Raw genomic sequence first — 14,191 nt, 5'->3', positions numbered from 1 at the left:
TAATTAAAGTTGAAAAATAATAATATTTTACGCACTAGTAATTTTTTATCACAAAAAATTACTAGTGTTTTTTTTAATTCAAAAAAATAAGATAAAATTTTACTGAAAGTAAGTAAACGTCTACAGAGACAAACTATATTTTATATGTGATAATGTATACATAACAAATAGGAGGGGATAAAATGAAAAAACTACTATCAATCTTATTAATGGCTTTAATGGTTTTTGGACTTGCAGCCTGCGGAAAGAAAAAGGTTAATGTTGGTATAGTATTACCAACAAGAGATGAGCCAAGATGGGTTCAAGATGAAACAAGATTTAAAGAAGCATTAAAGGACACTAAGTACTCCGTAGAAATTCTATTTAGCCAAGGATCACCAGCTAAAGAAAAAGAAAACGTTGAAGCATTAATAGCAAAGGGCATTGACGTACTTATAATTTGTCCTCATGACGGTAGTGCTGCTGGTGCTGCAGTAGAAGCTGCAAAGAAGGAAGGCATAAAAGTTATTTCCTATGACAGATTAATAACTGACACAGATGCAGTTGATTACTATGTAACTTTCGATAGTATTGCTGTTGGAGAAGCACAGGCTCAATACCTAGTTGATCAGGCACAAGGCAAAGGTAATCCATTATATCTATATGCCGGTGCAGCTTCAGATAACAATGCTTTCTTATTCTTCGAAGGTGCATGGAATGTATTACAGCCCAAAATTGCTGACGGTACATTTGTAATTAAGAACTCCAGCGAAGCTGTTGCATTACAGTCAAAGCCTCAACTTACTCGTGATGAAATGGCAAAGATTATAGGACAAGTAACAACCAACTGGGACTTCAACGAAGCTAAGAACAAGGCAGAAGCACACTTAACAGCTGCTTCAGACGCTGATAAGGGCGACGTATTTATACTAGCTCCAAACGATGGAACTGCACGTGCTATAGCTGATGCTTTTGATGCTGATAATGCTGTAAAGAGCTACAAAGTAACTGGACAAGATGCTGAAAAAGCTTCAATTCAGTACATTATTGACGGAAGACAGTCAATGACAGTATTCAAAGACGTTCGTACCTTAGTTAAGGACGCAATTAATATGGCAGTTGCTATATTGGAAGGCAAGACTCCAGAAACTACAGGATCCTACAACAATGGTAAGATCGATGTTAAAGCTAAACAGACAGAAGTTATAGTAGTTAAACAGGATAATGTAAAATCTGCTCTTATTGATTCAAAATACTACGAAGCATCAGATTTCACTGGTTTAAAATAACAATATCAATGAAGATTAAAATGAATAGTGATAGTTTAACTATCACTATTCATTTATAAAGGTAAATATCAAATGGGTATAAGTGATTGGAAGATTGGCCTATAAATTGGAGAAAATGAATGTCTAATTGAGGAGCGAATTCAGCTATGAGTGATTATATATTAGAGATGAAAAACATTACTAAAGTATTTCCAGGGGTTAAGGCCTTGGATTCAGTTAATCTTCAAGTAAAAAGAGGAGAAATTCATTGCCTCATAGGAGAAAATGGATCAGGAAAATCAACCCTGATGAAGATATTGAGTGGGGTTTATCCTTATGGCGAATATAGTGGAGATATAATTTTCAATGGAAAAGTACAAAAATTTTCTGGTATAAAAGATAGCGAAAGTGTAGGAATTGCAACTATATATCAAGAACTGGCTCTTATACCTGAAATGACTGTTTATGAAAATATATATTTAGGACATGAAATAAAAAATGGCAGAGTAATCGACTGGAATGAGACAATAACCAAAGCAGAGGAGATGTTAAAGAAAGTTAAGCTGAACATCAGTCCTACAGCAAAGATAAAAGACCTAGGGGTTGGAAAGCAACAGCTGGTGGAAATAGCTAAGGCCCTTAGTAAGGATGTAAAGCTACTTATATTGGACGAGCCTACTGCGGCTTTGAATGAAAATGACAGCGAAAATCTCCTGAATTTAATCAAAGAACTTAAGGAACATGGAGTTACATCAATTTTAATTTCTCATAAGCTTAAGGAAGTTACAGCCATAGCGGACACCATTACTGTACTCCGTGATGGAAAGACAATTACCACCATGGATGCCAATGCAGAATTGATATTAGAGAATAAAATAATTAAACACATGGTTGGCCGTGAAATAGAAGATATCTATCCAAAACGAAAAAAGAAACAATTCGGAGATAATGTATTAGAGGTAATTAATTGGAGCGCTTATGATCCAAAATTGGGAAGAACAATACTTAAGAATGTAACCCTTAACGTAAGAAAAGGTGAAATAGTTGGTATTGCAGGACTGATGGGAGCTGGTCGTACAGAATTTGCCTTAAGTCTTTTTGGAAATGCTAAAGACTATGATGTAGATGGGGATTTATATGTAGACAATGAAAAGAAGCAGTTCAAGAGCCCTAGTGATGCGATTCATGCAGGAATCGCTTACGTTACAGAGGATAGAAAAGGTAATGGCTTAATTCTGATTAACGATATAAGAACAAATATAAGCTTAGCTAATCTAAAAGAGTTAGCTAAGAACGGTGTAATAAATGATAATGAGGAAGTTAAAATTGCAAATGAATATAAAGCTTCCATTGGTATCAAAGCACCTAGTATTGAACAAAAGGTGGGCAATTTGAGCGGTGGTAATCAGCAAAAGGTGTCACTGGCAAAATGGCTCTTTGCGAAACCTAAAATACTTATTTTGGACGAGCCTACGAGAGGTATTGACGTAGGAGCAAAATACGAAATTTATACCTTGATGAATGAACTTGTACAGCAGGGTATGAGCATAATTATGATTTCTTCTGAACTACCAGAGGTACTCGGCATGAGTGATAGGATCTATGTAATGTCAGAAGGAAGAATAGTTGGCGAGATGCTGCAAGAAGAGGCTACCCAAGAAAAAATAATGAAGTTGGCAACAGATTAGTAAATGGAGGATTAGTCATGGGATTATTAAAGGAAGCAAAACAATTAATAAAGCAAAATATCCGAGAATACGGAATGTATATTGCACTTGTAGCTATCATGATTATTTTTTCAATAACTACCGGTGGTTTATTCACAAACTCAAGAAATATAAGTAACCTGATCAACCAAACAGGTTATATTGCGGTATTGGCTGTTGGTATGACCCTGGTTTTAATAATAAGCCATATAGATTTGTCTGTAGGGTTTGTAGCAGGTTTCTTAGGCGCAGTGGCTGCGCTTCTATTGACAAAGACGGGATTACCGGTTTTTGCATGTATCATAATTGTATTGATACTGGGAATATTTATAGGTATGTTTAACGGTTTTCTGGTAGCTAAAATGGGCATACCTTCCTTTGTTGTAACCCTTGCAGCAATGATGATTTTTAGAGGAGCATTACTGCTGATTACAGAAGGTACAGGAACAATTGTTATACCAGATAAGACCTTTAATGCTATTGGTATTGGATATATTCCAGACATAGCAAATGTAGATGGTATACATGTTTTGACACTCATTCTAGGTGTATTGGCAATAGGATTATATGTATGGAGTGAGTTTAAAACAAGAAAAAACAAGTTAAAATATAATTTTGAAGTTTTATCTTTAAACATGTTTATGATAAAGTTAGTATTCATCTCATTGATTATAGCCTATATCACTTGGATTCTTGCTGGGTATAACGGTTTATCTTGGACAGTAGTTATAGTTATTGCAGTAGTTGCAGTTTATCATTTCATAACAAACAAAACAGTATTAGGAAGACATATATATGCTGTGGGTGGAAATAAAGAAGCAGCTAGATTAAGTGGTATAAATGTCAGTAAGATAACTTTTATAGTATATGCATCTATGAGTCTGCTGGCTGCATTATCAGGAATACTATACACCGCACGTTTACAATCAGCAACAATAACTGCCGGTACAGGTTTTGAACTTGATGCCATTGCAGCAGCATATGTTGGAGGAGTATCAGCAGCCGGTGGTGTAGGTAAGGTTACCGGATCTATAATTGGAGCATTGGTTATCTCATCTCTGACCAACGGAATGAATTTGATGGGTGTAGGAATTTCCTATCAGTATATCATCAGAGGAGCAGTGCTGGTAGCAGCAGTTATCTTTGATGTTAAGACTAGAAATAAGAGATCCTAAATATACTTTGATATAACCAAAAGACCACCCCCCAAAAAAGTGGGCCCAGACTATTCTGGGCTCATTTTTCTTTTTAAGCCTAAAGAGTTGCTAAAATTGACCGATAAAATAACTATGTAGTTATTTTTTCTAATTGAAGCATGTTTATCCATGGAAGTTTCTTCTGGAATTCAATTATTTAGAATAAAAATTTTATGGGGAGAGTTTATTGATGAAGAGAGTATTATCTAATGTTTTAAGTATATTAGTATGTACTACCATTACCTTTTCAGTTAAAGAGATGGCCTTTGCAGCAGGAATTATTGATTTAAAGGCTGCTCCTGTAAATAACGCTGTTGGAACATCGGATACTTTGACGGTGACTAATTTATCAGCAGGAGATGTTGTGAAGGTTTATTCATCTTACAATGCTGCAAAACCTATAGGTACAGCAGTAGCTAAGGCAGTGAAGGGCGAAAGCAAAGCCACTGCCATAGTAAGTGTACCACAGTTTGGAGCTTCTGCAGGGGCTATATATGTTTCAGTTACAGAGAAAGGCCTTCTGGAAAGTAATAGGATAGCTGTACCCTATGCTGCAGAAAAGCAAACTCAGGTGACTTCGGTAAATGCAAGTATTGTGAATAATGCGGCAGGAACGCCGGACACTGTAGGAATTTATGATTTAGTGGCTGGGGACATCGTAAAAGTTTATTCAAGTAATACCTCAGATAAGCCTTTGGGCACAGCTACAGCTAAGGCTGGTAAAGGAGAAACTTCAGCCTCAGCATCCATTAGCATTCCTCAGCTTGGTGCATCCGCAGGAACGGCATACATCACTGTTACAAGAAAGGGCTTGTTGGAAGGCATTAGAATTCCGGTAACCTATGTTGCTGAAAAAAAGACGCCAGTTTCTGCACTGTCTGCAAGCATAGTAAATAACGCAGTGGGAACTCCTGATGAGGTAACGGTAACCAACTTATCGGCAGGAGATACGGTAACGGTTTATTTATCAAATACAGATACAAAAGTAGCAGGTACGGCAGTGGCAAAAGTCGCAAAGGGTGAGACTTTTGCCACAGCTACCGTAAATGTACCACAGCTGGGAGCCTCAGCCGGGACAGCATATATCACAGTAACTCAAAAGGGGCTGCTGGAAAGTGTAAAAATACCTGTAACTTATAGTGAAGAAAAGAAAACAATTGTAAGTGGATTGACTGCAAGCATAATAAATAATGCCCTTGGCACACCAGATACAGTTACAATCAACGGTTTGTCAGCGGGAGATATAGCAAATGTGTATTTAAGCAGTACTGCAGAAAAGGCGGTAGGTTCTGCAGTAGCAAAAGCCGTGAAGGGTGAAAGTTCAGCGGTTGCAGTTGTAAGTGTTCCACAGCTTAGTGAGTATTCCGGTACCGCCTACATAGGAATAACTAAAAAAGGATTATTGGAAAGTGATAGAATTGCTGTGAATTACACTGCAGAAAAACAAACATCTACAGATTCCATTGGGATAAGTGCTACAAACAATGCTGCAGGGACGCCTGACACTGTAACAGTCACAGGACTGATAGTAGGAGATACTGTAAAAGTATATTCCACATCTACAGCTGAAAAGCCCATTGGAACTGCCATTGCAAAAGCTGTAAAAGGTGAAAGCAGCGCAGTAGCAGTAGTGAGTATACCCCAGCTTGGGGCTTCAGCTGGAGCAGCTTTTGTTACAGTAACCACTAAGGGACTGAAGGAAAGTACACGAAGACTATTTGCTTTTGGAGCAGAGGGTCAAACACAAATAAGCCCATTAATAGCAGATGCTATAAATAATGCTGTAGGCACACCGGATGTAATAACTGTAAAGAATTTGATTGCAGGAGATATTGTTAAGGTATATTCCTCATTATCAGCTACAAATCCTATTGGTACAGCTACAGCAAAAGCTGTTAAGGGGACTAGCAGTCCAGAAGCGGTAATAAATATTCCTCAGCTAGGGTCAACTTCTGGAGTAGCCTATATAACTGTGACACGAAAGGGGTTATTGGAAAGCATTAGAATGCCCGTAGGCTACAATGCTGAGGAGAAAACTACAGTTACAATGCTATGGGCAAGTATAGTAAATAATGCGGCAGGAACGCCGGATATTGTGACGGTTTTTGCTCTTACACCGGGAGATGTGGTAAATGTATATTTAAAGGATACAGATGTTAAGCCTATAGCTACGGCTATTGCCAAAGCTGGAAAAGGAGAGAGCACTGCCACAGCTACAATTAACGTGCCGCAGGTTGGAGCCTCAGCAGGCGTTGTATATATAACCGTAGCAAATAAGGGGTTACTGGAAAGTGACAAAATACCTGTGACCTTTATTGGTGAAAGAATAACTGAAGCACCTGTTTTAATTAATCAGTAATGAGTAATGAGTCATGAATAATTAAGGTGGATTTATCTCCCCTACACTACGAAAAATCTACTATACTATATTTACTAAAGGCATGCGATGGCATGCCTTTAGTTTTTTAAGAAACAGTTGAGGTCCAAGATATTTTCCTTCACTAACACTTTTCTATAAAAGTTAATTTGCTACTATCAACTTATATGAGATATAAAAAAGTATAAATAAGAATTATTAATACAATAAAAAGGGAAAATACTATAAATAGTATTTTTTTATATGACGATAGGAGAGGATCTAACATGGAACAACGTAGCATAAGAATAATACCCTTGGGCGGACTTGGTGAAATCGGTAAAAATATAACCGCAATTCAATATAAGGATGAAATAATTGTTATAGATTGCGGAGTGGGTTTTCCGGATGAAGAGATGTATGGAGTGGATTTAGTGATACCGGATATAGCATTTTTGTTAGAAAACTCCGAGAAGGTAAAAGGCATATTTTTAACTCATGGACATGAAGACCATATAGGATCATTGCCATACATTTTGAAACAGCTGAATGTTCCGGTATTTGGAACAAGGTTAACCCTCGGCATTGTAAAGACAAAGCTAGAAGAACATAATATGCTGTCGGATTGTGAGCTTAGAAGCGTAGAAGCCGGTGAAGTAGTAAAATTGGACAATTTAAATGTTGAATTTATAAGAAATACCCATAGTATAGCTGACTCCTGTAGCTTGGCAATACATACTCCATTAGGTGTTCTACTGCATACCGGTGATTTTAAGATTGACTATACACCCATTGACGGTAAGGTCATGGATTTAGAGAGAATCTCAGCTCTGGGGAAAAAAGGCGTATTAATGCTGATGGCAGACAGTACTAACGTAGAGAGACCGGGACACACAATTTCCGAAAGGTCTATAGGAGATACCTTTACAAAGATGTTTGCAAGGGCAGAAGGAAGAGTGATAGTTGCAACTTTTGCATCCAATATTCACAGAATGCAGCAAATTATTGATGCCTCAGTAAAGTACGGAAGAAAAGTAGCCTTCATTGGCAGAAGCATGGAAAATGTATCACAAGTTGCTGCAGACCTAGGCTATTTGAATATACCGGAAGGAACGGGAATAACGGCAGATGAAATTAATAATTATCCCAATGAGAAGATAACCATAATTACCACGGGAAGTCAAGGTGAACCCATGGCATCACTGGCGAGAATTGCTTTTTCAACCCACCGAAAGATCAGAATAGAACCAAAGGACTTATATATAGTTTCTGCTTCCCCAATACCCGGTAATGAAAAGCTCATATCAAAGGTAATAAATGAACTGTTTAAAAAGGGCGCAGATGTAATCTATGATGATATTGAAGACGTACATGTATCTGGTCATGCCAATCAGGAGGAGATAAAGCTGATTCATACCTTGGTACACCCCAAATATTTTATGCCGGTACATGGGGAATACAGACATCTTAAACGCCATTCAGAATTAGCCCAGCAGCTTGGGATGCATAAATCAAATATTTTTATACTAGAGATAGGCCAAGTACTTGAAATAAGTGATACAGCTGCGGGAATAACAGGAAGAGTGCGATCCGGATCTGTACTTGTAGATGGCATTGGGGTTGGAGATGTTGGAAACATTGTTTTAAGGGACAGAAAAAGCTTGGCCCAGGATGGCATGTTTACAATCGTTGTTGCAATAGAAAAGGAATCATACAGTATTATATCCGGTCCGGACGTTATTACTAGAGGTTTTGTCTATGCAAAGGAATCAGAAGAACTTATAGGCGAAGCAAAAGAAGTTGCCAGAAAAGAAATAGAAAATTGCCTTGATAAAAAAATATTAGAATGGAGCCTTTTAAAGAATAATGTGAAAAAATCAGTAGAGAAGCTCTTGTACGAAAAAACAAAGAGAAGGCCCACTATTATACCAATTATCATGGAAATATGATAAAAAACATATGTTTTAAAACAAAGAAGCTTCCAAATAATTTTGGGGCTTCTTTGTTTTAAAGGATTTTCAAGGATTATGAGCATAAAAGTGTAAAAATGATTTTGGCGTTGATAAGGTAGTAACATATACTTTTACTAATATCATCAGAACCCATGGTTGGAGCAGTTTTTTTACTCTTGATTCCGAAAAAAACTGTAAGGCAATAAAGCTATATCGGCTGTTGCAGGCTTTATTGCACTAGTGTTTTCAGGTTTAGCCTGCTTTAAATGTTACAGCCTAGCCAGTGGACTGCAATTTCCTTTGCCAAGTAAAAAATATACATTTACTATAGACAAAAAATATGTAATAATTAAATGTCATGATAATGTGTAACAAGTGGGAAATTTATTGGTAAATTACATATTGTTACAAATTTAGCCAATGGCGGAGAATGTATGTGTCTGCTATGGATAAAATAAATTAGTTTATATAAAGTAAGGAGCATGAGGGATGAAAATAGGATTTGATCATAAAAAGTATTTAGAAGAGCAGTCAAAGTTCATATTAGAAAGAGTAAATAATTATGACAAGCTATATTTGGAATTCGGCGGAAAACTTTTATTTGATTATCATGCTAAAAGAGTGCTGCCGGGGTTCGATGAAAATGCCAAGATAAAGTTGCTTCATAAACTTAAGGAGAAGGTTGAAATAATTGTCTGCGTCTATGCAGGAGACATAGAAAGAAACAAGATTCGAGGAGACTTTGGAATTACCTATGACATGGATGTATTAAGATTAATAGATGACCTGAGAGACTATGATTTAGACGTAAACAGTATAGTAATAACTCGATATGATGGTCAGCCTGCAGCCACGGTTTTTATGAATAAACTCCAACGTAGAGGTATCAAGGTGTACACTCACAAGGCTATTAAGGGCTATCCTACAGATGTAGATACCATAGTAAGTGATGAGGGGTATGGTGCAAATCCATATATCGAGACTACTAAGCCCATTGTTGTAGTGACAGCGCCAGGGCCGGGAAGCGGAAAATTAGCCACCTGCTTGAGCCAGCTCTATCATGAACATAAGAGAGGTAGGGTTGCAGGTTACTCCAAGTTTGAAACCTTCCCTGTTTGGAATGTACCACTGAAGCATCCGCTAAACATTGCCTATGAGGCTGCCACTGTAGATCTAAAAGACGTAAATATGATTGATTCCTTCCACTTTGATGCCTATAATGAGGTTACAGTAAATTATAACAGAGACATAGAAATGTTCCCTGTACTAAAGAGAATTATTGAAAAGATTACCGGAGCAGAATCAGTTTACAAGTCTCCCACGGATATGGGGGTAAACAGAGTGGGCTACGGAATTATAGACGATGAAGTAGTTAAGGAAGCTTCTAAGCAGGAAATAATCAGAAGATATTTTAAAACAAGCTGTGAGTATAAGAAGGGCTATATAGATGAAGAGACTTTCCAGAGGTCAAAGCTTATAATGGAAACACTTAATCTCAAGGAAGAGGATAGAAAGGTTGTTATGCCTGCTAGGGAGAGGTCTGCAAAACTTAAAAAGGAGTGTAATAAAAATGATACATGTCCTGTAGTAGCCTTGGAACTGGAAGACGGAGTTTTTATTACCGGTAAAGGTTCTAATGTAATGAGTGCAGCAGCAGCAGTTGTACTAAATGCCATAAAATACTGTGCAAATATTTCTGATGAAATACATTTATTGTCACCGGTAATTTTAGAACCAATAATTAATTTAAAAACCAATACACTGGGCAGTAAAAATATACCATTGGACTGTGAAGAAATATTGATTGCCCTAAGCATATGCGCAGCCACAAATCCTACAGCCCAGGTTGCTCTAGAAAAGCTTACAATGTTAAAGGGTTGCCAGGCTCATTCAACAACCATATTAAGCAGAAATGAAGAACAGGTCTTTAGGAAGCTTGGTATAGATATTACCTGTGATCCTGAATATCCGACTTTAAGTTTATATTATAATAATTAATCTGAAAGCCTAAAATAATTAAGACCATACTGAAAGCCAGTATGGTCTTAACTTTGTTAATCTGCCTTTTTTTCAGCAATTTGTCTTTGAACATCTTTTACAGTATCTTTTGTTAGATTATACTTTAAGATACTCCAATATGCCATAGCAAAGCATATAATTGCTCCGCCACTTAATACTAGACCAATAATAAGTAATGTACCATCTGTTTTATTGGTGTTAAAGTTTATTAAGTCCAGCAGAGTTCCAACCAGGAGTAAGGCTATGGATTGAGCTAGTTTATATAAAAGTGTGAGGCAGCCGTAATAGCTTCCTTCGGACCTTACGCCGGTCTTTAACTCGTCTAGATCGATGACATCAGCAATCATTGACAGGGGCAAGGATAAGAGACCGCCCATTCCAAAACCGGCTAAGCCTGCAAAGGGTAAAAACACCATTACCTTGCTCTGAACATAATCCCTAAATAGAACAGTGATAAGGAAAAATATACATGCAGTTATACATATAATTAATGATAATTTTAATGAAGGTTTTTTATCAATCTTTTTTGATGTATAAGTCCAAAAGGGTTGAGATAATGCACTTAGAACCATAAGAACTCCCAGTATTGTGGCTATTTGATGATTGTCCAGTGCAAAGGTATAGGTAAAAACATGCAGACCAAAACCTGTGAGTAGTGCTGTCACTAGGTTGCTGAACATATAAGGAAAGGCTACAGCTCTAAAGGTACCATTCTTTAACACTAAGAAAAAGGAACTAAATATGGCTGAAATATTTATCTTCTGTGTTGTAGTTTCAATATTTAGATTTAACATGGGTATATATTTTTTTGTAGAGAAAAAGGATATCAAAGCAAAAATTACGATTATTAATGAAGTATATAAGCCCATCACCGGATAAGAAGAAGGATTTAATTGACCCATTTCAAATTCCGGGGTAGACTTAAAGAACACTGACATTACGACAACAGACACAAAGGCCAAACCGGCTAAGAAAAAGATTGTTTTTATGCTTTGAATAGTGGTTCTTTCATCATAATCCGTTGTTAGTTCTGCACCTAATGCTGTATATGGTGTTACATATATGGTAGAAAAAGTTTTTATAGCTAACAAATCCACTATAAGTATAATGGTCTTAGCTAGGGTAGGCAGATCAGGGGACAAATCCCAAAGTACGAAATTTGTTACTCCCAAGAATATTCCTCCTATTAGTAGGTAAAGATGTCTTCTGCCAAAAGTTTTTGACTTTGTTGAGTCAGAGAAGAATCCCATGAGAGGATCTGTTATAGCATCCCATATAACTCCGAGGCTTACGACCAGGCCTACTAAACTGCCCGAAATCTTTAAAATATCTGTACAATATAATACAAGAAAAACTGATAGAACTTGCATAGAGACTCCGGTACTAAAATTACCCAGTCCATAACCAATCTTATCTATCACAGGAATTTTTTTATTATTGGTCTTCATAGAAAGGTTTAGATTATTCAAGCTAGCACTCCTATCAAATATATTTTAAACATTATAGATATATTATCATATAGTGCTACACCATTTAAAGAATATTTTTCTTAATAAATCTTAATTTATTTTATAGAACAATACTTATTTTAATTTTAACAAGTATCTTTCCAAATCTAGGACCGGTCTAAATCGCTCCTTAAAGAACCTCAAACCACCAGGACCTAAATCTTCAGCGGCATTCATCAACTCAACTTCCGAATTTCTTCTGTTGATTTCCTTTGCTAGTTCGACAACTAAGAACTCAGATATACCATCATAGTAATTAACAAATTTTGATATGCACCACCAGGATTGTCCTGTAGGGAGCTCCCCGCCAGATACCATACCTATAAGTGTTCCCTTTGATTCAACTACCAAAATTAAGTGGTCTAATTCCTTATAGTACTTAGTCAGATTTTTAAAATAGATTTCATCAAATATATAAGCATACTTTACACCGGCAGTATTGCGCCAAATTTCGTCCAGTGCCATAACCTGTTCATAATCATTTTCATTATATTCTCGAACCAATGTATCGGGGCAGAGTCTGCGAAATTTATTTATTTTTCTTCTGATGGTCTCAAATTCTTTACCTGATAGGGTGATAAGTTTGGAGATAGAAAAATGTTTTTCTTTGCCAACTAGGCCTATAGCCTGAAAATAATTTTCAAAGTTCTTGGAGCTTTGGAGAAATTCCAACTGCAGTCTGTTAATTACCTTTACAATACCTAAAGAGCTTTTTTCCTTATTCCAGTCTGCACAATATTTTAGGCTTTGATGGACAATATCTACAACTTTATCAGCATCTCCCTCACCAAAAGGCAAACAAATTAGATATAAGAAACCACTTTTTAAATATCCAAAGGTTACAAGCATGTTGTCTACAATTTTCCAAAGGACTTTTCTTATAGGAGATTGAGAGATTGCCCATAAAAGTGCGAAATTTGAAGTCCAAAGATTAGCAGCATATTGGGTCTTTTTTATATATTCAGTATAGATATCCTTATCTTTGAGATCGATCACTTTGAAGTTCCAGGTTCCTAGAGTAATTTCTCCAGACAATTTTGTAAATTCACTCATCTAATTCACCTCGCCTTTGTAAACTCGGCTTTAGCATTCAGTTTGTTTTGTACTATTATATTACACAGTGCTACATCAAATGACACTATTATTTAGAGATTACAAGAAATTTATATTAATTTCTGATAAAAAATGCTTTTCATAAGCACCAAAAGGCCTTGAAAAACATACTCTGAATTGAGGAGGGATAATCGTGATAGGCATATTGAGTTCTAACGATATGGAAGGAGAATATGCAGAAAAACTGCATTATCTGTTTCGTGATGTAAGAAGTGAATTTGATGAGGGGATGATTGTTTTTACAATCAATAATATAGACTTACAAGAAAATTGTGCTGTGGGAACCATAATATCAGAAGAAAGACTACGACGGGCTAAATTTCAGCTGCCAGAGGTTATCTTTAACTTTAGCCTTCAAAGAGACATTGAAGGGATTAAAGCAAGAAAAGCCTTGGAAGAGATGGATAAGATAAAACTTGTAAACTATATTAATAAGTTTGATCAATGGATGATAATGGATATTATGTCTGCTTGCAAAAAAATAAAAGAATACCTGCTGCCATATTATATATATGATAAAGCAAAAAGAAATTTTAGACCCGAGGATGAGATAAAATATATTACTATGCCGTCAAGAGGGGCTAGCCTATCCAGAGTGATTTATGCTGAACCAGATCCTGATACAGATATAATAAGAGGTACTCAATACTTTAAAAATGGCCACATTTGTGACTACATTGATGCATCTATGTGTCAAAAAAGGTGGTTATTTATTGAGGTGCCGGACCTGATTTTATATAATAATAATCCTGTGGTAATAAGAGTATATGTACAAAAGAATACTTCTAAGTCCTGGACATTATTCACTAGAAGGATCTACCCCGAGATTAAGCTAGAGGAAGAACTCAACTATGAGGTGGTAGATATCGCAGCTTTAAATATTATAGAGGAATTAAATAAATTCTTACCTTCTCTTGGACATGGTTTCATTGATTTTATATTAAGTAAGGAAGGTAAGCCCTTTTTTCTGCACCTTGGGGGCTTAGACCAATACTTTTTTAAACAAGAGCAGGATGTAGAAGTTTACAAGAGATTTTATAAAAATATACTTTCATTATCCCGAAGTATTAGGACAACGTAAGAGGAGGATTAAA

At 36.3% G+C, this 14,191-nt stretch carries 9 protein-coding genes; 7 read left to right on the top strand and 2 right to left on the bottom strand.

What is annotated here, in order from left to right; translation table 11 throughout:
* The first annotated feature begins 182 nt into the window (after positions 1-182).
* From FHY60_RS10575 to FHY60_RS10550, 6 genes are all read left to right on the top strand, one after another.
* Positions 183-1,268, top strand: a complete 1,086-nt coding sequence (locus FHY60_RS10575) for a substrate-binding domain-containing protein (protein WP_139904929.1) — start codon at positions 183-185, stop codon at positions 1,266-1,268.
* A 146-nt stretch (positions 1,269-1,414) separates the two neighbouring features.
* Positions 1,415-2,935, top strand: coding sequence for an ATP-binding cassette domain-containing protein (locus tag FHY60_RS10570; protein WP_139904928.1), 1,521 nt, complete (start codon positions 1,415-1,417; stop codon positions 2,933-2,935).
* A 17-nt stretch (positions 2,936-2,952) separates the two neighbouring features.
* Complete coding sequence (locus FHY60_RS10565) at positions 2,953-4,128, top strand: sugar ABC transporter permease (protein ID WP_139904927.1); 1,176 nt, start codon at positions 2,953-2,955, stop codon at positions 4,126-4,128.
* 211 nt (positions 4,129-4,339) lie between these two features.
* Entirely contained in the window at positions 4,340-6,508 is a 2,169-nt protein-coding gene (locus tag FHY60_RS10560) for an autotransporter outer membrane beta-barrel domain-containing protein (RefSeq protein WP_139904926.1), read from the top strand.
* 284 nt (positions 6,509-6,792) lie between these two features.
* Positions 6,793-8,454, top strand: a complete 1,662-nt coding sequence (locus FHY60_RS10555) for a ribonuclease J (RefSeq protein WP_139904925.1) — start codon at positions 6,793-6,795, stop codon at positions 8,452-8,454.
* 492 nt (positions 8,455-8,946) lie between these two features.
* A complete protein-coding gene (locus FHY60_RS10550) occupies positions 8,947-10,455 on the top strand; it encodes a DUF1846 domain-containing protein (RefSeq protein ID WP_139904924.1) in 1,509 nt (502 codons plus the stop codon).
* A gap of 56 nt (positions 10,456-10,511) precedes the next feature.
* Here FHY60_RS10550 and FHY60_RS10545 read toward each other — a convergent pair whose 3' ends face one another.
* Together FHY60_RS10545 and FHY60_RS10540 are read right to left on the bottom strand one after the other, a co-directional pair.
* Positions 10,512-11,945, bottom strand: coding sequence for an MFS transporter (locus tag FHY60_RS10545; RefSeq protein ID WP_139904923.1), 1,434 nt, complete (start codon positions 11,943-11,945; stop codon positions 10,512-10,514).
* A 114-nt stretch (positions 11,946-12,059) separates the two neighbouring features.
* Positions 12,060-13,037 (bottom strand): phosphatidylglycerol lysyltransferase domain-containing protein, encoded by a 978-nt coding sequence (locus FHY60_RS10540; RefSeq protein ID WP_139904922.1) that lies wholly within the window; start codon positions 13,035-13,037, stop codon positions 12,060-12,062.
* A gap of 193 nt (positions 13,038-13,230) precedes the next feature.
* On the opposite strand from FHY60_RS10540, the gene FHY60_RS10535 reads away from it, so the two are divergent.
* Complete coding sequence (locus FHY60_RS10535; protein WP_139904921.1) at positions 13,231-14,178, top strand: hypothetical protein; 948 nt, start codon at positions 13,231-13,233, stop codon at positions 14,176-14,178.
* Positions 14,179-14,191 lie beyond the last annotated feature (13 nt).

The sequence above is a fragment of the Clostridium thermarum genome (assembly GCF_006351925.1).
Lineage (GTDB): Bacteria > Bacillota > Clostridia > Clostridiales > Clostridiaceae > Clostridium_AU > Clostridium_AU thermarum.
Note: the sequence above shows the minus strand (reverse complement) of the source record. Positions and strands in the feature narration are given on the sequence as shown.

Coding starts and splice junctions, on each gene's coding strand:
- FHY60_RS10575 (WP_139904929.1), top strand. CDS start 183: ATGAAAAAACTACTATCAATCTTATTAATGGCTTTAATGGTTTTTGGA.
- FHY60_RS10570 (WP_139904928.1), top strand. CDS start 1,415: ATGAGTGATTATATATTAGAGATGAAAAACATTACTAAAGTATTTCCA.
- FHY60_RS10565 (WP_139904927.1), top strand. CDS start 2,953: ATGGGATTATTAAAGGAAGCAAAACAATTAATAAAGCAAAATATCCGA.
- FHY60_RS10560 (WP_139904926.1), top strand. CDS start 4,340: ATGAAGAGAGTATTATCTAATGTTTTAAGTATATTAGTATGTACTACC.
- FHY60_RS10555 (WP_139904925.1), top strand. CDS start 6,793: ATGGAACAACGTAGCATAAGAATAATACCCTTGGGCGGACTTGGTGAA.
- FHY60_RS10550 (WP_139904924.1), top strand. CDS start 8,947: ATGAAAATAGGATTTGATCATAAAAAGTATTTAGAAGAGCAGTCAAAG.
- FHY60_RS10540 (WP_139904922.1), bottom strand. CDS start 13,037: ATGAGTGAATTTACAAAATTGTCTGGAGAAATTACTCTAGGAACCTGG.